This window comes from Pseudosulfitobacter pseudonitzschiae, assembly GCF_900129395.1.
GTDB lineage: Bacteria > Pseudomonadota > Alphaproteobacteria > Rhodobacterales > Rhodobacteraceae > Pseudosulfitobacter > Pseudosulfitobacter pseudonitzschiae.
The window spans coordinates 758,941-781,951 of sequence record NZ_FQVP01000001.1; the positions used below are offsets into that span (position 1 = coordinate 758,941).

The window sequence follows — 23,011 nt, forward strand, 5'->3', positions numbered from 1 at the left end:
TTATGTCCACATGTTCGAGCCGCCACAGACGGTCAGCGCCTGTCCGGTCATGTATTTGCTGGCATCCGACGCCAGATAGACAGCCAGGCCGCCGAAATCGTCCGGCTCGCCCAGGCGGCGCAACGGTATCTCACCCTGAATGCGCTTTTCGACCTCGGGGTTGTCCCACAGTTCGCGGGCAAAGTCGGTTTTGACCAGACCGGGGCAGATGGCATTGAACCGGATGCCTTGCGGCCCGAATTCCTGTGCCAGATTGCGCACCAGACCGATCAACGCCAGTTTCGACATGCCGTAGGTGCCCAGCATTTCCGACGGTTTGAACGCACCGATGGATGACGTGAACATCATTGAACCCGCGCCCTTTTCGATCATGTCGGGAGCGACCATCGTGGCCAGCCACTGGTTCGACAACACGTTGGCGTTCATGGTCTTGTGATAGGCATCGTCCGGGATTTGCGAGGTCTTGCCGTAGTAGGGGTTCACACCCGCATTGCCGACCACGATGTCGATGGGCCCCGCGATCTTGCGGGTCTGATCGACCAGCGCCTGAAGCTGGTCCTTGTAGCCGACGTTGCAGGCAACACCGTGGGCGCGCGTAGCGCCCACAGCCTTGTTGATGTCAGCGGCCGCTTCGTCCAGTTGATCCTGCTTGCGCGCAGAGATCACAACGGTCGCGCCGTGTTCAGCCAATGCGGTGGCCATCGCCAGCCCCATGCCCTTGGACGCGCCCGTCAAAAGGGCCACTTTTCCGGTCAGATCGAACATCTTGCTCATGGTCCCGAAAACACCTTGCCCTGGGCCTTGCCGTGCGCGGCAAGCTGACGTTCGTTGCTTTCCTGGAACTCGGCCACTTCGGCGCGGGCAACGACGTGGTGGTGGACCTCGTCGGGGCCGTCGGCAAAACGCAGCGTCCGCGTGCCGGTGTACATGGACGACAGGGGCGACCATTGCGACAGACCGGTGGCACCATGCACCTGCATCGATTGGTCGATGATGTCGCAGACCTTTTCCGGCACCATCGCCTTGATCATGCTGACCCAGATGCGGGCCTCTTTGTTGCCCAGCACATCCATCGCCTTGGCCGCTTTCAGGACCATCAGGCGCATCGCCTCGATCTCGATCCGCGCGCGGCTGATGGTTTCCATGTTCTTGCCAAGGTCCACGATCCGCTTGCCAAAGGCTTCGCGGTTCAACGCACGGTCCATCAGCAGGTCCAGTGCTTTTTCCGCCTGGCCGATCGAACGCATACAGTGGTGGATACGACCCGGTCCAAGGCGGACCTGGCTGATTTCAAAGCCACGGCCTTCGCCCCACAGGATGTTTTCCTCGGGCACACGCACGTTGGTGAACTTGATGTGCATGTGTCCGTGCGGCGCGTCGTCATGGCCAAAGACATGCATCGGCCCCAGGATTTCAACACCGGGGGTGTCGATGGGCACGAGGATCTGGCTCTGCTGACGGAAGGTTTCCGCGTCGGGCGAGGTTTTGACCATGACGATCATGATCTTGCAGCGCGGATCGCCGGCACCCGAGATATAATATTTCTCGCCGTTGATGACCCATTCGCCGTTTTCCAGCACGGCGGAAGTCGAGATGTTCTTGGCATCCGACGAGGCGACATCGGGTTCGGTCATGGCAAAGGCCGAACGGATTTCACCGGCCAGCAACGGCTTCAGCCATTTGTCCTTTTGCGCCTGTGTCCCGACACGTTCCAGCACTTCCATGTTGCCGGTATCGGGCGCCGAGCAGTTCAGCGTTTCGGGTGCCAGCGGGCTTTTGCCCAGTTCAGCGGCGATATAGGCGTAATCCAGGTTCGACAGGCCTTCGCCGGTTTCGGCGTTGGGCAGGAAAAAGTTCCACAGACCTGCATCGCGGGCTTTCTGCTTGGCCTCTTCCAACAGCTCCAGCTGACCCGGCGCATAGGACCAGCGATCGGCGCGGCCTTCGCCCAGACGATAGAATTCTTCGGTGATCGGATCGACGTTGTCATGGATGTGACGGATGACCGCGTTCAGCAACGGTTTGTTGCCCTCGGACATCTCAAGGTTGTTCATTTCCGGCGTTGATTTTGCCATGTTCGGCCCTCTCTTTCGATTTCTATCTGTTGACCCATTTGGGTTTGCGTTTCTCGACAAAGGCGGTGACGCCCTCGCGGTGATCTTCGGTTTTCATCAACCCGCTCAGCACCTCGTAGCTGTAGGCCAGGCTGTCATCCAAACCCTCGGCGCGGGCCAGGTCGTTCAACACACGTTTGGTGGCGCGTACGGACGAGGGTGATTGTGATGCGATGTCTTGGGCCATCTTCATGGCGGCGTCCATCAGCTCGGCCTGGGGCACCACGGCGTTCAGGATGCCATGGCCCAGCGCCTCGGTGGCGTCCATGTGGCGACCGGTGAACAGCAGCTCATTTGCCTTGGTGCGCGACATGAACCGCGACAGGCGCTGTACGCCGCCGGTGGCCGCGAAAAAGCCGACCTTGACCTCGGGCAGGGCATAGGTGGAGTTGTCCGCGCCGATGATGATGTCGCAGGCCAGCGCGGCTTCAAATCCGCCGCCCATGGCAAATCCGTTGACGGCGGCAATCACCGGCTTGTCCAGATCGAACCGTTTGGCGAGACCGGCAAAGCCGCTGTCGGGGATCTTTCCGCCCTTGCCGGACGCACTGTATTTCAGGTCATTGCCGGCCGAAAACGCCTTGTCGCCCGCACCGGTCAGCACGGCTACCCACAGGTCGTTGTTGTCGCGGAAATCGTTCCAGATCGCGTCCATTTCCATATGCATCGGCGGATGCACGGCGTTGTAAACCTCGGGGCGGTTCATGGTTACGATCAGGATCGGACCCCGGACTTCGGTGGTGACGAATTCAGGCATGTGCTTTGTCCTTTCCAAGGCAGGCCGCTTGCAGGGCGCGGCGGTCAATCTTGTCGGTGGCGCCACGGGTCAACGGTTCCGACTGGAACCAGAAATGCTCGGGCACTTTGAACTTGGCGATGTGATCGCGCAGGAACGCTTTCAGGTCTTCCTCGTCAGCGGTTTGCCCCGCGCGCAATTGAACGGCTGCGCCCACAACCTCGCCCAGACGGTCGTGCGGGACGCTGAACACACAGGCCTCGGCCACGGCGGGATGACGGTGCAATGCGCCTTCGACATCCAGACAGGCGATGTTCTCGCCGCCGCGAATGATTATGTTTTTCTTGCGGTCCACGATCGTGACAATGCCGTCGGCGTCGATATAACCCAGGTCACCAGACCGCAGCCAGCCGTCTTGCAACACCTCGGCTGTGGCCTGCGGCTTGTTCAGGTATTCGCGCATGTTGCAGGGGCTTTTGACAGTGATCTCGCCCACTTCACCCACGCCGACGGGATGGCCCGCATCATCCAGAAATTTCAATTCCTGAACCGCGGGGTACAACCGGCCAACCGCGCCGGGACGCTCGAGGTATTCGTCGCCCAGCATGCCGATGCCGATGGCATTTGTTTCTGTCATGCCCCAGCCGGTGGCGACGGCTGCATTCTTGAACGTGCCCGCAATCTCGGCCACCTGTGCCGCGGGCCGTTTGGCCCCGCCGCTGCCGATATAGGTCAGCAACGGCAGTTCCTCACCCATTTCGCGGGCGGCCACCACCAGATCGGCGGATTGCGTCGGCACCCCCAGAAATCGCGTGATCTTTTCGTCGCGGATCAACTCGACCGCCTTGCGCGCATCCCACTTCGGCATCACCACAACCTTGGCGCCGGCAGGCATGCTCAGCATGAAACTGGGGTGGGTGGCGGTGACATGGAAAAGCGGCGTGACGATCAGCACGGCAGGGCGCGGGGCCACGGCGTCGGGGTCCTCGGGCGGATCGATCAGCGGGCCCATGACAAAGGTCAGCAGCCACGAATAAACGGCATTCACAACGCCACGGTGGGTCTGCACCACGCCCTTGGGTTTGCCCGTCGTGCCCGAGGAATACATGATTGCAAAGTCGTCGTCGGTGTCGATGGTGACATCAGGTGCCGCGACTTCGCCCAGACCCTGCATCAGATCGCTGTACCGCAGCGGCGTTTGCGCGTCGCGCGTGCCGATGATCGTCAGGCCCAGCGCCTGTTCGATCGGGGCAAGCCGTGCGGCGCGGTCGCCATCGGCCAGAACCAGCTTGGCCGCGCTGTCTCGCAGCGCATAGTCCAGTTCTTCGGTGGTCCACCAACCGTTCAGGAACACCACAACACCGCCAAGCGACGCAATCGCCATCATGCCCAGCAGCATTTCGGGGCTGTTGCGCATGGCCAGCGCCACCCGCGTGCCCCGCGTCACGCCGAACCGCGTCGCCAGAACATGGGCCAGCCGGTTCACATCGCCAATGAATGCATCAAAGGTCCAGCGCTCCCCTTCGAACACCAGGTATTCTGCCGCCCCGTTGTCCATTACCTCGCGGCTGTTGCGCATCATGGCCGCAACGTCACCGGGAATGTTCTTGTAAACGGTGTAATCGACGCCGCGAATATTGGCAGTGGTCAGTTCAAAGGTCGGGTCGGTGGCGGTCACATGGGCCGCTGCCTGATCATAGCTCATAGCAGTCATCGCAGGCCTGCCATGCGGCTTGCGTACATGGAAACGGCCATGTGAATCCTCCCATTTTTGTGGACCGGGACTTCCTCCTTCCCGGTTCCTCAGGGTCAACCCTAGGCCCAAAAGAACGCACTGCCAATACCGCAGAATGGAATTGCGTTTCGCTGCGACGTAAGGTCAGAAAAACCGCCGATGGGGGAAACTTCGCGTTTACGTTGCGTTGACAACTGGCCCCCCGCACGTGACAAGTTGACCGGTACACCGACGCCGCAAAAGGCTGCCTGCTATGACAGTTAAGACGATTTCCACCACCGCTTTCAATGACCAAAAACCGGGAACTTCTGGCCTTCGCAAAAAGACGCGCAGCTTCATGGTGCCGCATTATCTGGAAAATTACGTCGCGGCGACCTTCACCGCGATTGGCGGTGGTTCGGGCAAATCATTTGTGCTGGGTGGGGACGGTCGATTCTTCAACCGAGAAGCCATCCAGACGATCCTGAAAATGGCCGCAGCCCAAGGCGCGGCAAGGGTCATCGTGGGGCAGGGCGGTTTGCTGTCCACGCCCGCCGCCTCGCACCTGATCCGCCTGAACGGGGCCGACGGGGGTTTCATCCTGTCGGCCAGCCACAACCCCGGCGGCATCGATGCGGACTTTGGCCTGAAATTCAACGCGGCCAATGGCGGTCCCGCGTCCGAGGCGCTGACAGCCAGGATCTACGACGCGACGCTGGCAATCGAAAGCTATGATATTGCGTATGTGGAGGATGTGAACCTCGACACGGTTGGCCAGACGCGGATCGGCGATATGGTCATCGACGTGGTGGACCCCGTCGTCGACTACAGCGACCTGATGGCCAGCCTGTTCGATTTCGACGCCATCCGCGCGCTTTTCGCGGGCGGGTTTTCGATGCGGTTCGACGCCATGCACGCGGTCACCGGACCATACGCCCACAAGATCCTTGAGGGCACCCTGGGTGCGCCCGAAGGCACCGTTGTGAACGGCACCCCCTCCGAGGATTTCGGCAAGGGTCACCCCGACCCGAACCCGATCTGGGCCAAGGACCTGATGGACCTGATGCTGTCAGAGGCAGCGCCAGACATGGGGGCCGCGTCAGATGGCGACGGCGACCGGAATATGATCGTGGGCAAGGGGACATATGTCACCCCCTCGGACAGCCTGGCGATACTGGCCGCCAACGCGCATCTGGCGCCGGCCTACCGGGACGGGATCGCGGGCATTGCCCGTTCCATGCCCACCAGCGCCGCCGCCGACCGCGTCGCCGACGCGTTGGGCGTGCCCTGCTTTGAAACGCCAACGGGCTGGAAATTCTTCGGCACGTTGCTGGACGCGGACCGGGTGACCATCTGCGGCGAGGAAAGCGCCGGCACAGGATCGCATCACGTGCGTGAGAAAGACGGGTTGTGGGCTGTGCTGCTGTGGCTGAACATTCTGGCCGCGCGCGACATGACCGTGGCACAGGTTCAGGCCGACCACTGGCAACGGTTCGGGCGCAATTACTATGCGCGCCATGACTACGAAGCCGTCGAAAGCACGCGGGCCGAGGCGATGATGACGCACCTGCGCGGGCAACTGGACACCATGGCGGGGCAAAGCTTTGCCGGGCTGACCGTCACGAAGGCAGACGATTTCGCCTATACCGATCCCGTCGATGGATCGACAAGCGCCGCGCAGGGCATCCGCCTGTTCTTTGACGGTGGCGCGCGTGCCGTGTTCCGCCTGTCGGGCACCGGTACAGAAGGGGCAACCATCCGGCTTTATCTTGAGCAATTCGTGGACGACGGCGATCACGCGGCCCCCGTTGAACAGGTGCTGGAACAGGTGCGCAAGGCAGCGCTTGAGGTCAGCGACCTGCCTGCTTTGACAGGGCGCAACACCCCCGACGTGATCACCTGACCACACGGCAAAGCTGCGAATTTACACATGAATTCCCGCAGTTTGCGCCGGGATTAACGCTTTACATCGCGCAACTACGTCTTTTAACCTACGCCCATTCTGGCAGGTCTTTGCTCAAAGGCCGCAAAAAACCAATAGGCGATTGACGTGTTTGAAAACTGGCGAAAGGTCTCAACTCCACGGGCCCAATCGGTCATTTATCCGGTCGAAATTTCGCAATGCCGCATTTCCGAACAGATGTGGGTGCCCAAAGGGTCCATCGCTTATGAATTGCGCGATGCCAACGGACGCCGCATCGGGCTGAAAGCACCCTATGACGGATTTGTTCATCCGTTCCTGGCCGTGGGTCAGACCATCGACAGCCCCGCCGTCGCCTTTTACGTGGTGCAGGCCGAAGAAGGGGCCGAACTGGACAGCGAGGGGCGCGTGCATCATGCGTCCAACGCCGACTATGCCCCTTCGGGTGACGCGGACATCGCCGAGGATGACCAGTGGGAAGACGAGGACCTGGGCGAGGAGCTGCCCAACGGCACCACGCTGGCCAACGGGCAATACACAATCAAACGCTATATCGCGGCGGGTGGTTTCGGCATCACCTATTTCGCCGAGGACAACCTGGGCCGTTCGGTTGTCATCAAGGAATGCTTTCCCGCCTCGATCTCGCGGCGGCGTGATACCCGGGTCAGCGCCGCCACCCGCGACCAGCAGCCGACGCTGCGCAAGTGCATCCGGCTGTTCGTGAAAGAGGCGCGGGTGCTGGCACAGTTGCACCACCCCAATATCGTGGGCGTCAAAGGCTGTTTCGAGGAAAACGGCACCGCCTATATGGTGCTGGAACGGGTCCACGGCCGTGACATCGACTGGAACCTTGAGCACAACCGCGAGGCGCTGACGCCCGAGTTCGTGGAGTTTCTGGCGCGCACGATGCTGGACACGCTGGCCACGGTGCATGACGCCGGAATGCTGCACCGTGACGTGTCGCCCGGCAACATCATGATTGACGAGGACAGCCAGCCGATGCTGATCGACTTTGGCGCCGCGCGTGCCGAGGTGACCAAGGCCAGCCGCGCCGTGTCGACACATCCCGTGGTCAAGGACGGCTATTCTCCGAACGAGCTTTATATCGCGGGCGCCTTGCAGACGCCTGCAACCGATCTCTATGCGCTGGCGGGGACGCTTTACCACGTGATTACGGGCGCTGTGCCGCCTGCTGCGGACATGCGCCAGCATATGATATCAAACGGCGAGGCGGACCCCTATGTGCCCCTGTCGGGGCAATATCCCGATCATGCGCAGGGCCTGTTGTCGGCCATCGACAAATGCATGTCCCTGCGCATGGCCGACCGCAGTCAGACCGCCGCGGAATGGCTGGCGATGATGGACACCAAGGCCCCCGCGAAAGACCGGGCCAAAGCGGCAGAGGCAAAGACGGCCAAACCTGCCCCCGAAAAAGCCGCGCCTGCAAAGGCCCCGTCGCTCACGGCCTTTCTGGCAACTGCGTTGTCGCGTCAGAATTCGGGGGCCTTGAACAAGACACCGTTGGTTGCCCCCGAAACTCTGCGTGACTGGGCCCGCGACCTGATCGAGAAGGCGCGGCTGTTTCACGGCAGCAACAAGGCCTTTGGCCTGTTGACGCCGGACGATTTCACCGTGGTCGATGGCAAGCACCTGAAGCTGCGCCTGGATTTCGATCCAGTGCCGATGTCGTCCAAGGTTGCTGCTGCAAACGTGCCTGCGGCGATGACCCGCTATGTCGCGCCAGAGTTGCTGGCGGCGGATGTGGCGGTGACAGAGGCGTCGGATGTCTACGCGATTGCCGCGATCATGTTCGCCTGCCTGACTGGTCGTCCGCCCGCCGCCGACGTCACGCGCAAGATCCCCGCCACGATGTTCGGCCCGAAGCCATTGTTTGACACCATCGACGCGGCGCTGAATCCCAGACCCGGACAGCGCCCGACCCTGGATGCCTTTGCACGGTTCACGACCCTTTCGACCCGTGACGCCGAAACGGCCAAGGCAACAGACAGTGCGAAACCAAAGCCCAAGCCCAAACCGCGCGCCGCACCCAAGGATGCGCCGCCGAAACGGGCACCGGCAGGGGACCATCCCAGCGGCTTCCTGTCATGGGCCACGCTGGTCATGACCGGTGCGCTGATCCCTCTGGCGGTGGCTTCGGTGGCGAATATGTTCACCTTTGGCGACCCGTTGTATTCGTTTGAGACCATAAGGCTTTTCATCGGGGAAAAATTTGACGTGGACGGCGATGTACCGTGGTTCGCGGCAGCGTTTCTGGCGGTGAGCGGTGTGATTTTTGCGCTGATCACCCGTCAGGCCCGCAAGGCGCGCCCGGTGCCTGAACGGCGCTGGTTGCCTGTCGTTTCGGCCTTCTTGCTGGGCTTCCAGATCCTGCCCGTACTGCTTGCCGAACAGGTTTATACCGAGGCCCCCTCGCACCACGAACTTTTGCTGAGCGTCGGCCTGGGGGCGGTCTTTGCCCTTGTGGCGGTGTTCCTCTTTCGTCCGAAACCCGCCGCCTGAGGCGATCACAAGCCCCTCTCCGGGACCGAATTCAAAAGGAAAGACAGATGGAAAAGAAACAGTTTTACCGCTCGTCGGACCTGCCTGACTCCGAAGGCAGTGCCTCGAAGAAAACCCGGCCCCTGGGCGACAACGCGGGCAGAGGCGCGGCGACCACGCCAGCCGAAGAGGTGCGGATGACGCCCGACCCGGAATCCACCGCGCGCAAGAGCCCGCCGAAAACGCGGCCCCTGGGCCATGGCGGCAGCCGCGCGGATGCGGCACCGGCGATGGACGCCGATGACGACAGCCTGCCCGTGGTCGGTTGGCTGGTGGTTTACAAGGGGCCCGGCCGCGGCAAGGCCGTGCAGTTGGTCAATGGCATGAACTCCATCGGGCGTGGCGACGATCAGGCCGTACAGGTGGATTTCGGCGACGAAAGCATTTCGCGCGGCACCCATGCCTATGTGATCTACGACGATGAAGAGCGCAATTTCCACGTCAGCCACGGCGGTAAGCAGAACCTTGTGCGCCTGAACGGCAAACCGGTGCTGAACTCAGAGCCGCTGGCCAATGGTGACAACATCCGTCTGGGTGCCACGACCATGCGGTTCTGCGCGCTGTGTGGCCCTGATTTCGACTGGTCCGACGCATGAGCAAGGCGCGGTTTCATTACGACACGGCCTTTGCGCTGTCGCAGGGCGGGCGGGACTATCAGGAGGATTGCCTGCTGTCCGCCTTTGGCGGTGGCGCGGCACAGGGCTTTGCCGTTCTGGCCGATGGCATGGGCGGGCAGGCGGCGGGGGACGTCGCCTCGCAACTGGTGGCCTATGAAGTCGCATTCGATCTGCAGAACCGTCTGCGCGACGGACCGGGGGCCGAGAACGGCCTGCCTGCCAGCCTGCGCGGCATGGCGGACCGTGCCAATGAAACCATCGCCGACAATGTCGAACACAACCCCGACCGCGAGGGTATGGGGGCCACGTTGCTGGCCACCGTCATGTTCCAGAACCGGCTGTATTGGGTGTCTGTGGGCGACAGCCCGCTGTACCTGTACCGCGACGGCGCGCTGCGCCAGATCAACGAAGATCACTCCATGGCCCCGATCATCGCCAAGATGGTCGAAGACGGCGAGCTTGACCCAGAAGCGGCGCTGAACCATCCCAACCGCAATGCGCTGACCTCGGTGCTGATGGGGGGCAAGGTCAAGCTGAAGAACGCGCCCGAGACCGCCACCGAGCTGCAACAGGGCGACGTGGTGATTGCCGCCAGCGATGGTCTGCAATTCCTGTCCGACGCGATGATTGCCGAGGTTTTGGCCGAACAGGCGGGTGCGTCGTCGCAGCAGATATGCACCGCACTGATGCAAGCGCTCGAGGCGCTGGACGATCCCGATCAGGACAACATCGCCATTCTGGTGCTGCAACTTGCCCGCCAGACCGACACGCCACCGCCGCCACGCGGACGGCCCCAGCAGATCACCCGCGAACGGCCCAAGGCCGCCGCCGCCGCCGTGCGCAGCGTCGAGACGTTCATGCCCGAACCCGACCCCGAGCAGATCAAGCAAGCCGCCCCGCAGCCCGCAGCGCCTGCGGGGCAAGCCACTCCGTCCAAGCTGCCGCTGGCCTTGATCGCCGGCGTTATCGTGGCCGCTCTGGTCGTCCTGGTGCTGGCCTATCTCTACATTTTCGGCCGACCGGCGCCGGGTCGGATGCAAATGTCTGAATACCCCGTGACATCGGAACGTGCATCCGCAAGTGCCGGCCGCGAAACGGATAAATATCTTGGCTATGACCAGAACCGGAGCATGAGCAGTGGCAGATAACACCTTTTTTCGCGCACCAAAGGCGGTGGCGCTGCTCACCGCTTTGGCCCTGTGGCTGCCTCAGGTGAGCAGGGCGCAAATCGCGCCGCTGGACTGTCGCGCAACCGAGGACGGGGGGCATGATTGCACCGTATTCTTTCCCGGTGGCACCGACATCGCCCGGACCACGCTGACCCTCTCCGACGGCACCGAAGTTGCGCACAGCTTCACCGCCGAGCCGACCGAACTGCAAGCCCCCGACGCGGATGCGCCGCGCGTGCTCTTCCTGGCCTTCGACACATCGAACCCCGCGCGCGCCGCGATCCTGCGCCAATCGCTGGACAGCGCCTGGGCGCTGGTCGAACTGGTGCCGCCGCAAACCCCGATTGGCCTGGGCACCTTTGACGAGAACTTTGCCGAAGTGCAGGCGCCCACAACCGACCGCGACGTGCTGCAACAGGCGATTGCTGGCATTCAGGCCAACGGGCAGACCACCAACTTGTACGAGGCGACGCTGGACATACTCAACATATTGCCAGCCGCGCCTGACGGGCGTCGTGACATTGTCCTGTTCTCTGACGGCAATGCAGAAGACACCGCATTTACCCTGCAAGACGTGTCCGAGCGGTCGCGTAAGATGGGCGTGCGGGTCAACGGGCTGGGCGCTGTGCTGCGGGCCAGCGAAACGAAATACACCCAAACGCTGGAACGGATGGCCGAAGAAACAGGCGGGCTGTATTTCGGCACGGCGCCGGGCAATGCCAATTTTGCCACCGAGGATCTGAGCCGGATCGCGCAACTGGGCGAAGGCGTGGGTGTTGTCAGCTTTGACGCGGGCTTTGTCCGCGAGGGCACGCTAGTGCTGACCACCGCAACGGGACGCAGCCTGCGCTATCAGATCGCGCCGGTCGGGCCGGATGCGGCCGAGGAAGAGGCGGCCAGGGAGCCGCAGCAGGAACCTGCCGCGTCGCTGATCGACAACATCCCGCTGGCCGGGTGGATTGCCGGCGGCGCGTTGCTGTTCCTGATCCTGCTTCTGGGCCTGCGTGGTCGTCGCAAACCGCCACAACCCGAGATGGCGGAGCCAGATCCGACGCCGATGCCGGACCCCGTGCCAACACCCGACCCGGTCAAGGTCTACGGCGTGCTGACCACCGTAAACGGTGAGGATCTGTACCTGACCTCGTCCATTTCGACGCTGGGCCGTTCCGGGGACGCCGACATCGTTCTGGATGATCCGTCCGTGTCACGCCGCCACGCGACACTTTCGGTCACCGGCGACGGTGCCATGCAAATCGTGGACCTGAATTCCCTCAATGGCGTGCTGGTCAACGGCACGCGGGTCACGTCGGCCGAGGTCAAGGCCGGCGATACATTGCAACTGGGCGAGGTCAGTCTGACCTTCGGCTATCCCAACGACTGAGGAGCGAGACATGCGCGGCTGGAGCGTCTCCATAACCATCCAAGAGGCCGGACGTACCGTGCTGTCCGAACAGGGCTTGCCCTTGCCCGCGCGCCTGATCCGCGACGGGGACAGCGGTGCCGTGGCTCTGATCGACGGGGCAGGGGTGGCGCATCCGCTGGCACAGAACCGCTTTGACGTGTCGCGCCAGCATATGACGCTGAGCGCCGAAGCCGACGGCACGCTGTTGATCGCGGACCAGTCGACCAATGGCGTTTTCGTGTCGCAACAGAACACCGCGCGTCTGATCGGCAAGGGCAATACGATGGCCATTCCGGCGCAATTGCAGGTGATGCTGGACACGGTTGGTTTCGACATCCGCGTTCAAAGCCAGCCGCCGCGTGCGCCCCGCGCAAACAGCAACCTGCACGCCGAGGTGCGGCTGGCGGGCAAGCTGCACCGCGTGGCGCTGGACCGTACCCCGCTGGTTGTGGCGGGCGGTGCGCTGGCGGGCGGATACAGTTACGACCGCCACGGCGATCTGAACGGAATCCTCGCAGCCCTTGGCAGCCGCGTCGCACTGGTCATCGCCCCCGACCACAGCGGGCACATGCACGCGGTCGCCACCACCGGCCTTGCCGCGCAACTGAACCGCCGCCAGATCGGCCAGAACCAACCCGAACCGGTTGCACATGGGGTCTTGCTGACCTTTGAGGGCGGGCACCTGCACCTGATCAGGGCAGGAGCGGACAGGCAACTGGCCTGTGTCAACGACACTTGCCTGATGCTGAACGACTACAAACCCGGCCAGAACTGCGTGTATTGCGGCACCCGTCTGGGTGACGCGCACACACGGTTCATCGGATAGGAACAGAGACGCCCATGACGGTTTTGCTGACATTCAACGTGATCGAGCTGGACTCTGCAGGCCAGCCCAGAGGGCCGGGCGCACCGCTGGAGATTGACGAGACCGGCACGATCTCATTCGGCTCTTCGTCCGAGCGTGACATCGTGCTTGAGGGCGACCTGATCTCGCGCCATCATTTTGACCTGACCGTTTCTGACAGCCGCGTGATGCTGACCGACCAGAACAGCACCAACGGCACGCAGGTCAACAACATGCGCGTGGGTCTGGCCGAACTGGGGCAGGGCGATGTGATCGACATTCCCGGCTGGCGGCTTGAGGTTACTTCCCTGAGCTTCGGCGTGACAGAGCCCGAGACCACCGTGTCCCCGCAGGGTTTTCCCCATGATGTCTTTGGCGATGACACGCTCGTTGATGTGGGCACCTTGCACAGCCACGGCTATCCGATCGAGGAACGCAAGTTCTGTGCGGTTGGCGGCGGGCTGGGGTCCTTCACCTTTGTCGATCATCTGCGGTGCTACGGTGTTCCGTCCAGCGACATTGCAGTGATCGGCACCGAAAAAGTCAGCTATGCCACCTATAAACGCTACTGCCGCGACAGCCAGATCCCCGACCACGAACGGCTGCGGTCCAATTCGCTGTCCACGCCCGACAACATCTGGGGCTTTCCCGGATACGCCAGCCGCGAGGCCTTTGGCGGGTTGTTGCGCGGGCGTCTGGGCGGATTCAAGCGGATTTTCCAGGTCTTTGGCGAACCGACACTGGCCGAAAGCTATACGCCGCGCGCAGGCGACGTGTTCGACAGCCTGGACCGCGAGGAACGGCGCATCGACTGGCCCGCGATGCACCGGCAGGGACAGGCGCGCTGTATCCGCAAGCTGAACGACGGGCGCTATGCCGTGGCCTACACGATGCGCGATCCTGCGGTGGCCGAGGCGGACCGCCGCCGCATCATCATCGCCGATGTGCTACATCTGGCCACAGGCTATCCGGCCACGCGATTTGTCGATGATTTCCAGACGTTTATCGTGAACTATCCCGATCACCGCCACATGGTCCACAACGCCTATGCGCCGCACGACCAGATCTACGACGCCGCCGAGGCCGCAAACGGGCCGGTCTATGTCGTGGTGCGCGGACGCGGGATCGTCGCCAGCCGGATCATCCAGCGCCTGCACGAGGCGCGCAAACGCAACCCCCAAATCACCATCCTGCATTCGATGCGCTCGAAACTGGACCCGACCAGCGGCGCACGCTATGGCCGGGCGCGCAGACAGGTGCGCACCAACATCGAGATTCAGCCGTTCAACTGGCCGAAATCCTGTTGGGGCGGCGATTTGCGGTTCGAATACGAACGCGCCGATAAGGCCAAGCGCGGCGCCATGCTGACCACGCTGGGCGGAACCACCACGGCCGAACGCAGCGACTGGATCGGGATCATCGAACGCGGCACGGAAGAGGGGTGGTACAAACCTGTCTACGGCTCGATCCGCGAGATCTTGCCGCATGATGACAGCCCCGACAAAGTCATGATCCGCGTCGAGGGCGAGGGCGGCCACCGCGCCGAGCTGATCGCCGATTACCTTGTCGATTGTACCGGCCTGATCAGCGACATCACGCGGTCCAGCCTGTTGAACGACCTGATCGAAACCTACTCGTTGCCGCGCAACCACGCCTATGCGCGCAAGGGCGACGGGTTTGAAAAACGCGGGCCCACCGGGCTGGACGTCACACCACATTTCGAGATCGAGGGCCTGCGCAACCAGCGCGGCCGCGTCTATGCCTCGGGGACCGTGACCTCGGGCGGGCCTTACCTGGCGGTGGACAGCTTTTTGGGCCTGCAATATTCGGCGCTGCGCAGCACCGACCATCTGGTGACCGAAGGCGCGCATGGCGTGAAAAACCTTGGGCCGCTGCGGTCCGCCGGACAATGGCTGAAATGGTGCAGGGGGGCGAAACCATGATTCCGACGCTTGCGGGGCGCATCCAGACGCGTCTGTTGCTGTTCGTGCTGCTGGGCATTCCGCTGACAGCACTGTTTTCGTGGCTGTGGCTGCCGCTGTACTGGGACCTGCTGTTCGTGTTCCTGCTGACCGTGCTGGCCACGGTCACCGGCTTTGGTTTGATCATGGACGTGGTCTATATCGGCCTGCAAAGACTGCGCTGGGACCGCGACTGGCCCTTTGCCTATCAGTTCTTCTTTTCCATCGTCGAATTCGCCCTTGTCCTGTGGGCTGCGCGTTCGGGTCTGATCCCATGGCTGCCGGCCGAGGCGCTGGCAGGCACCGACGGGTTGATCATGGCCTCATCCCATTTCGCCACGGTGTTCATCCCGTCCTTCCTTGCGCTGCTGGGGCCGATTTCGGTGTTCTTCATCCGCTGGCGGTTCAAGGCGGGCCAATTGGGCAAGCTCTGAGATGGCAGGCTTTATGCGCCTCTGGACGCCCTTGCATCTGGCCGCGCTGGCGATTGCCTATGTCTGGCTGGTACAGGTGTCGGACCTGACGACAGAGGTGGTCAGCGGCCTGTGGTTCTTTTTCCCCGTGGGCATCATGGGTGCCATCATCGCCAACGCCACGGGCACCGGTGGCGGCGTGGTGTTCGTGCCGGTGTTCACCGCACTGGAAAAAGGCGGCATCATGGTGCCGCCCGAACTGCAAACTCTCGCATCACTGTCGCCGCAGGAATCCGTTGGCGTTTCCTTTATGATCCAATGCTTTGGCATGTCGGTCGGCGCGCTGGTCTGGGGCAGGGCGATTTTTGTCAAGGATACGCTGGCCTGGGATGAAAAGATCGCGCCGCACACGTTGCTGGCGCTGACGGCGGCACCACTGGCCACCGGGATACCGGCGCTGCTGCTGACCCAGAACTTTGTCAGCGTCGATGGCAAAAGCCTGATTTTCTACTTCAAGATATTCTCGCTGTTGCTGGGCACTGTGCTGTTGCTGTTCACCTGGGCGCAGCGCAGGCAACCGGCGTCCCAGCGCAAGCTGCACGTCACACCGGGCGAGCTGTGGGTGCTGCTGGGGCTGGGCATCATCGGTGGTGCGGTGACGGCGCTGTTCTCGGTGGGCATCGGCGAATTTCTGGCGATCTTCCTGATCCTGAAGAAATTCCCGACCAAGGTCGCCATCGCGGTCGCGGTCTGGGTGTCGGTGGTCTGTGTGCTGTGTGGTGTCTGGGACAACCTGCTGTCGGGACAGGTTCGCATCGAGATCGCCCTGATCGCGATACCGGGGGCGATCATCGGCGGTTTCCTGGCCAAACAGATCGCGCAGGTCTTGGGATCGCTGTGGCTCAAGACCTTGGCGTCGCTCTGGATCATCGCGTCGAGCATCTATCTGCTGCTTACCTAGTACTGCGTGCAGGAAATGGGGGGCGCGCTGCCGTTCGCACCAGTTAAACGTATAATCCATATTATGTAATTTATAGAGTGAGCATTATCAGTACGTTACCCGATAATGCTCACGTCAATCACGCAATCTGCGCGTCAGCTTCGGCCTGATCCAGAACCTTACCCACCGTGCGATCCCAGGCACCGACACGTGGATTGGTCTTGTCGTCCACCAGCGCACGTTTGACGATCTTGCCGGAGACCGTTCGCTCGAACTCGTCGATGTACTTGATGAATCTTGGCGTCTTGAACTTGGCCAGCCGTGACGCGCAATGCGCGATGACCGCCTCTGGATCAATCTGGTCCGGTGTCACGCCCTCGCGTGGACGGATCACCACCATCACCTCTTGTCCGCGCATCTTGTCCGGCACGCCGACGGCTGTAACTTCCCAGACGCCCTCCATCGACACCACAGCGGCCTCAACCTCTTGGGCTGCCACGTTTTCGCCTGCGCGGCGGATCATGTCCTTGATACGGCCCACGATATAATAGAACCCGTCAGCGTCCTGCCGGAACAGATCGCCGGTGCGGAACCAACGGCCGGAAAAGCCCGTCGCGTTGGCGTCCGGGCGTTTGTAGTAGCCCCACAACAAGCCACGGCCGGCAATCCACAACTCACCAATCTCACCTTGGACCACGTCCTTGCCAGTTTCGTCCACGATCCGCGCCTCGCGAAACGCGGCCGGAATGCCGCATGTGCGTTCATAGGCTTTGGAACCAGCCTCGGGCGGCACCATCAGACCGCCACCGATTTCGGTCATGCCAAAGCTTTCGCGCGCCACGCAACCAAAACGACGTTCGACTTCTTTGCGCGCCTCTGGTGTCCAGCCAAAAATCGAGACATATCTGAGGTTTATCTTGCGATCTTCAGGTCCTTCAGGCCAAGCTTTCAAGCCGGGCTGCGGGAAGATGCAATAATGGATATCTTCGTCCACCAACCAGTTGTAAAGATTGCTTAAACTGATGCGCGGCGCGATCTTGGCGGTGCCGTTCAGCACCATGGTCATCAGGAACTGCCACATCGGGTCCATGTAGAAGAACGGCGCGTTGATCAGGACGTTTTTCACGTCACCGCCGCGCCCGCGGAACTTGGCGGCCAGCGAGCCCAGCAAGATCCAGTATTCGTGGCTGAGCATACAGCCTTTGGGAAAGCCCGTGGTGCCCGACGTATATTGCAAATTCAACAAGTCCGTCCGGGAAAGCGTTGAAGTTGCGACATAATCTTCGTCACCCGCATCCAGAAGCGCCTGCCAGCTTTGCGATCCGTCACGCGGAGTGCCGTGTACGATCACCCGCGTGTCGCTGACCAGCGCGGGGTGCTCTGTCATTGCGTCCCAGACCGGCACCGCCGATTGGTCCATGACCAGAAACTGCGCATCCGCATCGGTTAATACGTACATAAGTTCGGTTTCTGTGTACGAAATATTCACCGGGATCATCACCGCCCCGATCCGCGCCAGCGCCCCCCATGTCACCACAAAGGCCGGCACGTTGGGCAGCATCACGCCCACATGGGTGCCCTTGCGAATGCCCTGTGCCTCGAACGAGGACGCCAGTTTGCGGGTCTGGCGGGCATATTCGGCATAGGTCATGGTCTGGCCGTCCGCGATCCACTTGGCCAGCAGTTGATCGCCGTTGCGCGCTGCCGCGTCGTCGATCAGTGCGCCCAGGGTTTCGGGATAGCTTGCAGCCTCGGCCTGAACGCGCAGGGCTTGCATACCGGCCACGCCGTAATCCAGATTGCTGTCCATCGGGGTTATTCCTCGCCCAGCGGCGTGCCGCCATATTCACCACTGGCCCAGAACGCCGCGCGTTGCAGGCGGTACAGATGCGCGGACAGGCTGAGTGCATCCGCCTTTGGCAGGTCCATCGCTTTTTTCGTCACTTCCATCTCGACACGCACCGAAATCGGCGGCAGCGCTGCAATCTTTTCGGCCAGTTCGCGGGCACGAGGCAGCACGTCCTCGGCCGGTTTCACTTCGTTATAAAGCGCGTACTTCAGGCAATCCTCGGCGGGCATCCGTTCGCCCAGCAGCACCATCCAATGCGCCACGGCGGGCGGGACGTGTTTGGCCAGCTGGGTCGAGCCCCCTGCCCCTGCCATGCCATAGGCAATCTCGGGCAGCCCGATGAAGGCATGGGGGGCCGCGATGCGAATGTCGGTCAGGTTCAGCAAGTAGATCGCGCCCATGCCCAACGCAGGTCCGTTGATCGCACCGATGATCGGCTTGTAGCGTTCCATCTTGCGCAACTCGCGTTCCCAGCCGGGACGCAGGTTTGTATCTTCGTCGGTCGAGGGAAAGAAATGCGCGGCCAGCGCGTCCTGCGGCGGCTGCACGCCGTTGGGGGTCTTGATGTCGTCACCTGCACAGAACGCCTTGGTGCCTGCGCCGGTCAGGATGCCCACGTGCACCGAACGGTCTGCCATGAACTCTTGCATGATATCATGCAGTTGCTTGTGCATCTCGGGGGTAAATGCGTTCACCTTGCCGTTGTCGATGGTGATGGTCGCAACGTGGCCGTCTTTTTCATATCTGATGGTCATAGGTCGTCCTCGGGAGTTTGGAATTTCGGGATTAAGGGGCCAGCGTGCGCGCCGCGCGCCGCCGCAGGGTTTCGGCCACGCCCATCGCCAGCGTGGTCACCACGATCAACAGGGTCGACACGGCGGCCACGGTCGGGTTGAAGTCCAGCCGCAGATCGGCCCAGATGCGCATGGGCAGCGTTTCCGACCCTTTCATCAGGAACTGGGCGATGATCAGCTCGTCGAAGCTGACGAAAAACGCAAAGATCGCAGCCGCCGCAATGGCCGGGATCAGCGGTGGCAAGGTGGCCACGCGAAAGGCGCGCAGCGGTCCGGCGCCCAGCACACGGGCGGCACGGGCGATGGTCGGATCAATCTGGCGGATGGCCGCACTGGTGATCAGCACCACAAAAGGCATCGCCACCGCCGCATGGGCCAGCGCCAGCATCAATTCGTTGTCGGTCAGGCCGGTGCGGATCGCCAGAATGAAAACGCCCAAAGCGATAAAGATATGCGGGATCACAATCGGCAAGGTCGCGCCATAGGTCAGCGGTCCGGCCAGATGTTTGGGAACCGCGTTGATCGCCAGTGCCGCCAGCGTGCCTGCGGTGGTCGAGATGACCATCGACACCACGGCAACCCGGAACGAAATCAGCGTGGCATCGACCCAGACAGGATCGTTGAAATAAGACTGATACCAGCGCATCGAAAACGCGGTTGGCGGGAACCGCAGCAATTCCGAGTCTGAAAAGGACACCGGCAGGACGATGATGATCGGAAAGATCAGGTAAACGACCATTGCCCAGAAATAGACGGCCAGCATCCGCGAGGTTTGCATCACACGCATCGGCTTATCTCCCCACGTTCAGCAGACGCCGGAACGCGAACCGTCCGGTCCAGCGCAACAGCAAAATCATCGCCACGGTCAGCACCAGCAGGACAATCCCGATGGCGGCGGCAAAGCTCCAGTTCAGGTGTTGCACCTGAAATTCGATCAGGTTGGCGATCATCATGTCCTGACGTCCGCCCAGCAGTGCCGGCGTGATAAAAAAGCCCATCGACATCATGAACACGATCACCAGCCCGGTCAGCGTGCCGTCATAGCTGAGCGGCAGGTACACCCGCGTCAGCGCCTGCCAGCGGCGTGCCCCCAGCACGCGCGCGGCGCGCATCAGGTCCAGGTCGATCTCGGTCATGGCGGAATAGCAGGTGATGATCTGGATCGGCAGCATGATCTGCACCATCGCGGTGATCACCGTGCCCGAGGTATAGAGCATCTGCACAGGCCCGTCCGCCAGACCCAGTCCGATCATCAGATCGTTGATCAGCCCCTCGCGGCCCAGCACCACGATCCAGGCGAATGTCCGGATCAGGACCGACATCCACATCGGGATCAGGATCAGGAACAGCAGCGCAACCTGACGTTTCTTGGGCTGCAAATTGATAAACATCGCAACGGGATAGCCGACGATTGTGCAGATCACCGCCACGATCAGGGACACCCGCACCGTGCGCCACATCACGTCCACATAGACGCCCCGTTCCACCAGCCGCTGAAAGTGTTTGAGGGTAAATTCGGGGTCAAAGATGCTGGCACGGATCAAATCAAACGTGGGCATCACGATAAACGCGGCCAGCAGCAGCGCGGCAGGCAGTAACAACCAGATCAGGGAAAGACGCTTCATGCGATGTGGCCCACGCTTGTAAAGGAAAAGGATCGGGGTCCGACGCGCCACATCCAGGGGCGCGCCGGCAAGGCGCCGGTTAGAACAGCAGCCATTCGTCAAAGCGTTCCTGGATGCGGTCGATGTTGGCGGCCCAGAATTCTTCATCGGCCACGAACTGCGCGTCTGCGTTGGCTTTGAACGTTGGCATTTGCGCCGCTTGCTCTTCGGTCATCGTGTCGAACAGACCGGGGGCAAAGTTGGGGTACGGCAGGAATTTCACGTATTCCGCTTCAAGATCGGGGCGCATGGTGCGCACGCGGATCCATTCATGCGCCATTTCGTAGTTGGGCGCGTTCTTGGGGATGCCCACATAACTGGTGTGCAATGCACCACCGTTCCACATGATTTCCGCCGGAATACCGCTTTCCTGCAGCTTGTTCACGCGACCGTTGTAGGTGGTCGAATAGAACACTTCGCCGTCCGAAAGCAGTTGCACCGATTGCGCGCCCGAGGTCCACCAGACCGGGATCGAGTCCTTGATCTCGTCCAGTTTGGCAAAGGCACGGTCCAGCCCTTCGTCGGTGCCTAGAACGTCATAGAGTTCGTCCTTGGCAACGCCATCGGCCAGCAGCGCGAATTCCAACGTGTATTGCGGCTGACGTTTCAGGGACCGTGGGCCGGGGAAGGTTTCCGTGTCCCAGAAGTCGGCCCAGCTTTCCATTTTGCGCCCCTCGGGGGTCTTGTCCAGACGCTGTACCAGAACCGTGGAATAGGCCGCGGCCACGACGCCGAATTCCTTTTTCGCCGCTTCCGGCAGGGTGCCCTCGGGGTCCAAAAGCGCATAGTCGATGGGGGCAAGGAACCCGTTCTGCACGCCGGTGGGATAGGCGCTGGCTGAGACTTCCATGGCATCATACAGCATGTTGCCTGCCTTCAGCATTGTCTCAACCTCCAGCATGATGTTGCTTTCGGCCGCGACGAACTTGGTGCTCCAGCCGGTCGCTTCGGTGAAGGCCGGCAAAAAGATCTGTTCGGTGGCATCTTTGACGGCACCGCCCGACCCGGCGATGGTCAGCACTTTGTCCTGCGCCAGCGCAGGTCCTGTCAGCAGTCCCAGTGCGACCGCCGCAGCGGGCATAAGCTTTAGCTTGTAGGTCATTGTTTATCCTCCGGTTTATATGTTGGTTTCGTTTCTTGTTTTTGTTTTTATTGGTTCTGCACGGGCACCGCGTCGGCCACGTCAAAGCCCAGGCGCAGCGCATCGCCCGCCTGTTGAAGCCGTGCGCCGTGGCCGCGGTGTTCTTGGAATGTCAAAGGCGCGCCACCGCTGGTGACGGCCTGGTATTGGACATGGTCGCCCTGAAATACGACGTCGGTCACACGGGCATCAAAGCTGATGGTTGTATCAGCGTCGCCCTGCCCGATCTGGCGGATTTTCTCGGGCCGGACAGACAGCGTGCGCCCGGCGGCGCCGTGGTCGTCCAGAGCCGCCATCTGCGTGCCAAGAGCCGCAATCGACCAGCCATTTCCTTGGCCCTGTTCAATCTCGAACAGGTTTGTGCGCCCGATGAACTCTGCCACGTAACGTGTTGACGGGCGGTCATAAATGTCCTGCGCTGTGTCCACCTGCGCGATCTTGCCGTCACGCATGACTGCAACGCGGTCCGACAGCGTCAGCGCCTCGCCCTGATCGTGGGTCACGAATATGATCGTGCAGCCCAATTGCTGGTGATACCGCTTGATCTCCAACTGCATCTGCTCGCGCAGCTTCAGGTCCAGCGCTCCCAGTGGTTCGTCCATCAACAGCACCGGCGGCTCGAACACAACGGCGCGGGCAAAGGCGACGCGCTGGCGCTGTCCGCCCGATAGTTCGTTGGGCATGCGTTTGCCAAATTCCGCCAGATGCACCATCTCCAGCGCACCGCGCACCTTGGTTTCCAGGGTCGCGCCCCGCTCGCCGCGCAAGCGTAGCGGGAAGGCCACGTTTTCAAAAACGGTCAGGTGCGGAAATAGCGAATAGCTTTGGAACACCATCCCAACATTTCGTTTCTCAGGAGGAAGATTTACGACAGAACGGTCCCCGATCCGAACGTTCCCCTCGGTGATCCCAGCGAAACCTGCAAGGATGTTCAACGCCGTGGTCTTGCCCGAACCGGACGGACCCAGAAAGGTCATGAACTCGCCCGGCGCGACGGTCAGGTTGAACTGATCCAATGCAACAACAGCACCATAGCGCTTTGTGACATTTTCGAAGGTGATCCCGGCTACGGCCATTGCTTGTCCTTTTAAAATTGACATCACTGTCATTTATGACGCTAATGTCATTTATGAACTTGTCAATCACCAATCTTCAATCTCTTGCAGTCGCCCC

The 23,011-nt window shown here is 61.7% G+C and carries 19 protein-coding genes; 9 read left to right on the top strand and 10 right to left on the bottom strand.

All coding sequences use genetic code 11. The features are described from left to right. From BUC08_RS03710 to BUC08_RS03725, 4 genes are read right to left on the bottom strand one after another with little or no spacing between them, the layout of a single operon-like run. Positions 1 to 774 carry an SDR family NAD(P)-dependent oxidoreductase gene (locus BUC08_RS03710; protein ID WP_028956545.1) on the bottom strand — a complete coding sequence of 258 codons (774 nt, stop codon included), beginning with the start codon at positions 772 to 774 and terminating at the stop codon, positions 1 to 3. Next, the gene (locus tag BUC08_RS03715) at positions 771 to 2,054 is read right to left on the bottom strand and encodes an acyl-CoA dehydrogenase family protein (RefSeq protein WP_037921983.1); all 1,284 of its coding nucleotides are present in this window, start codon (positions 2,052 to 2,054) and stop codon (positions 771 to 773) included. The genes BUC08_RS03710 and BUC08_RS03715 overlap by 4 nt, the downstream gene beginning before the upstream one ends. A 43-nt stretch (positions 2,055 to 2,097) precedes the next feature. Next, positions 2,098 to 2,871 (bottom strand): enoyl-CoA hydratase-related protein, encoded by a 774-nt coding sequence (locus BUC08_RS03720; RefSeq protein WP_037920476.1) that lies wholly within the window; start codon positions 2,869 to 2,871, stop codon positions 2,098 to 2,100. Then, entirely contained in the window at positions 2,864 to 4,555 is a 1,692-nt protein-coding gene (locus BUC08_RS03725) for a class I adenylate-forming enzyme family protein (RefSeq protein WP_224769748.1), read from the bottom strand. The genes BUC08_RS03720 and BUC08_RS03725 overlap by 8 nt, the downstream gene beginning before the upstream one ends. Before the next feature lie 283 nt (positions 4,556 to 4,838). Here BUC08_RS03725 and BUC08_RS03730 point away from each other — a divergent pair, with 283 nt between their 5' ends. The 9 genes from BUC08_RS03730 (at position 4,839) to BUC08_RS03770 (ending at position 16,411) form a co-directional block, all read left to right on the top strand. Continuing rightward, positions 4,839 to 6,467 carry an alpha-D-glucose phosphate-specific phosphoglucomutase gene (locus BUC08_RS03730; RefSeq protein WP_037920469.1) on the top strand — a complete coding sequence of 543 codons (1,629 nt, stop codon included), beginning with the start codon at positions 4,839 to 4,841 and terminating at the stop codon, positions 6,465 to 6,467. 147 nt (positions 6,468 to 6,614) lie between these two features. Next, positions 6,615 to 9,005, top strand: coding sequence for a serine/threonine protein kinase (locus tag BUC08_RS03735; protein ID WP_051693792.1), 2,391 nt, complete (start codon positions 6,615 to 6,617; stop codon positions 9,003 to 9,005). Positions 9,006 to 9,052: 47 nt separating this feature from the next. After that, positions 9,053 to 9,640 (top strand): FHA domain-containing protein, encoded by a 588-nt coding sequence (locus BUC08_RS03740; RefSeq protein WP_051693791.1) that lies wholly within the window; start codon positions 9,053 to 9,055, stop codon positions 9,638 to 9,640. Next, entirely contained in the window at positions 9,637 to 10,809 is a 1,173-nt protein-coding gene (locus tag BUC08_RS03745) for a PP2C family protein-serine/threonine phosphatase (RefSeq protein ID WP_051693789.1), read from the top strand. Before BUC08_RS03740 ends, BUC08_RS03745 begins: the two co-directional genes overlap by 4 nt. Then, on the top strand, positions 10,799 to 12,211 hold the full coding sequence (locus tag BUC08_RS03750; protein WP_051693786.1) for an FHA domain-containing protein: 1,413 nt from the start codon (positions 10,799 to 10,801) through the stop codon (positions 12,209 to 12,211). The genes BUC08_RS03745 and BUC08_RS03750 overlap by 11 nt, the downstream gene beginning before the upstream one ends. A gap of 10 nt (positions 12,212 to 12,221) precedes the next feature. Next, positions 12,222 to 13,058 (top strand): FHA domain-containing protein, encoded by an 837-nt coding sequence (locus BUC08_RS03755; RefSeq protein WP_037920465.1) that lies wholly within the window; start codon positions 12,222 to 12,224, stop codon positions 13,056 to 13,058. Positions 13,059 to 13,072: 14 nt separating this feature from the next. Further along, on the top strand, positions 13,073 to 15,019 hold the full coding sequence (locus BUC08_RS03760) for an FHA domain-containing protein (protein WP_051693784.1): 1,947 nt from the start codon (positions 13,073 to 13,075) through the stop codon (positions 15,017 to 15,019). Next, complete coding sequence (locus BUC08_RS03765) at positions 15,016 to 15,471, top strand: hypothetical protein (RefSeq protein WP_037921973.1); 456 nt, start codon at positions 15,016 to 15,018, stop codon at positions 15,469 to 15,471. Before BUC08_RS03760 ends, BUC08_RS03765 begins: the two co-directional genes overlap by 4 nt. Before the next feature lie 13 nt (positions 15,472 to 15,484). Beyond that, the gene (locus BUC08_RS03770; protein WP_159436669.1) at positions 15,485 to 16,411 is read left to right on the top strand and encodes a sulfite exporter TauE/SafE family protein; all 927 of its coding nucleotides are present in this window, start codon (positions 15,485 to 15,487) and stop codon (positions 16,409 to 16,411) included. 118 nt (positions 16,412 to 16,529) lie between these two features. Here BUC08_RS03770 and BUC08_RS03775 read toward each other — a convergent pair whose 3' ends face one another. From BUC08_RS03775 to BUC08_RS03800, 6 genes are all read right to left on the bottom strand, one after another. Continuing rightward, on the bottom strand, positions 16,530 to 18,200 hold the full coding sequence (locus BUC08_RS03775; RefSeq protein WP_073194121.1) for a class I adenylate-forming enzyme family protein: 1,671 nt from the start codon (positions 18,198 to 18,200) through the stop codon (positions 16,530 to 16,532). Between the two features lie 5 nt (positions 18,201 to 18,205). Continuing rightward, positions 18,206 to 18,994 carry an enoyl-CoA hydratase/isomerase family protein gene (locus tag BUC08_RS03780; RefSeq protein WP_051693780.1) on the bottom strand — a complete coding sequence of 263 codons (789 nt, stop codon included), beginning with the start codon at positions 18,992 to 18,994 and terminating at the stop codon, positions 18,206 to 18,208. A 31-nt stretch (positions 18,995 to 19,025) separates the two neighbouring features. After that, positions 19,026 to 19,820 carry an ABC transporter permease gene (locus BUC08_RS03785; RefSeq protein WP_200796191.1) on the bottom strand — a complete coding sequence of 265 codons (795 nt, stop codon included), beginning with the start codon at positions 19,818 to 19,820 and terminating at the stop codon, positions 19,026 to 19,028. A 4-nt stretch (positions 19,821 to 19,824) separates the two neighbouring features. After that, entirely contained in the window at positions 19,825 to 20,658 is an 834-nt protein-coding gene (locus tag BUC08_RS03790; RefSeq protein WP_037920459.1) for an ABC transporter permease, read from the bottom strand. Positions 20,659 to 20,737: 79 nt separating this feature from the next. Continuing rightward, positions 20,738 to 21,799 carry an extracellular solute-binding protein gene (locus tag BUC08_RS03795; protein WP_037920457.1) on the bottom strand — a complete coding sequence of 354 codons (1,062 nt, stop codon included), beginning with the start codon at positions 21,797 to 21,799 and terminating at the stop codon, positions 20,738 to 20,740. Between the two features lie 47 nt (positions 21,800 to 21,846). Then, positions 21,847 to 22,914 carry an ABC transporter ATP-binding protein gene (locus BUC08_RS03800; RefSeq protein WP_037920455.1) on the bottom strand — a complete coding sequence of 356 codons (1,068 nt, stop codon included), beginning with the start codon at positions 22,912 to 22,914 and terminating at the stop codon, positions 21,847 to 21,849. Positions 22,915 to 23,011: the final 97 nt, after the last annotated feature.

Bases quoted from the DNA above. Each gene is read 5' to 3' on its own strand.
- BUC08_RS03710 (WP_028956545.1), bottom strand. From the start codon at position 774: ATGAGCAAGATGTTCGATCTGACCGGAAAAGTGGCCCTTTTGACGGGC.
- BUC08_RS03715 (WP_037921983.1), bottom strand. From the start codon at position 2,054: ATGAACAACCTTGAGATGTCCGAGGGCAACAAACCGTTGCTGAACGCG.
- BUC08_RS03720 (WP_037920476.1), bottom strand. From the start codon at position 2,871: ATGCCTGAATTCGTCACCACCGAAGTCCGGGGTCCGATCCTGATCGTA.
- BUC08_RS03725 (WP_224769748.1), bottom strand. From the start codon at position 4,555: ATGAGCTATGATCAGGCAGCGGCCCATGTGACCGCCACCGACCCGACC.
- BUC08_RS03730 (WP_037920469.1), top strand. From the start codon at position 4,839: ATGACAGTTAAGACGATTTCCACCACCGCTTTCAATGACCAAAAACCG.
- BUC08_RS03740 (WP_051693791.1), top strand. From the start codon at position 9,053: ATGGAAAAGAAACAGTTTTACCGCTCGTCGGACCTGCCTGACTCCGAA.
- BUC08_RS03745 (WP_051693789.1), top strand. From the start codon at position 9,637: ATGAGCAAGGCGCGGTTTCATTACGACACGGCCTTTGCGCTGTCGCAG.
- BUC08_RS03755 (WP_037920465.1), top strand. From the start codon at position 12,222: ATGCGCGGCTGGAGCGTCTCCATAACCATCCAAGAGGCCGGACGTACC.
- BUC08_RS03760 (WP_051693784.1), top strand. From the start codon at position 13,073: ATGACGGTTTTGCTGACATTCAACGTGATCGAGCTGGACTCTGCAGGC.
- BUC08_RS03765 (WP_037921973.1), top strand. From the start codon at position 15,016: ATGATTCCGACGCTTGCGGGGCGCATCCAGACGCGTCTGTTGCTGTTC.
- BUC08_RS03770 (WP_159436669.1), top strand. From the start codon at position 15,485: ATGCGCCTCTGGACGCCCTTGCATCTGGCCGCGCTGGCGATTGCCTAT.
- BUC08_RS03775 (WP_073194121.1), bottom strand. From the start codon at position 18,200: ATGGACAGCAATCTGGATTACGGCGTGGCCGGTATGCAAGCCCTGCGC.
- BUC08_RS03780 (WP_051693780.1), bottom strand. From the start codon at position 18,994: ATGACCATCAGATATGAAAAAGACGGCCACGTTGCGACCATCACCATC.
- BUC08_RS03785 (WP_200796191.1), bottom strand. From the start codon at position 19,820: ATGCGTGTGATGCAAACCTCGCGGATGCTGGCCGTCTATTTCTGGGCA.
- BUC08_RS03790 (WP_037920459.1), bottom strand. From the start codon at position 20,658: ATGAAGCGTCTTTCCCTGATCTGGTTGTTACTGCCTGCCGCGCTGCTG.
- BUC08_RS03795 (WP_037920457.1), bottom strand. From the start codon at position 21,799: ATGACCTACAAGCTAAAGCTTATGCCCGCTGCGGCGGTCGCACTGGGA.
- BUC08_RS03800 (WP_037920455.1), bottom strand. From the start codon at position 22,914: ATGGCCGTAGCCGGGATCACCTTCGAAAATGTCACAAAGCGCTATGGT.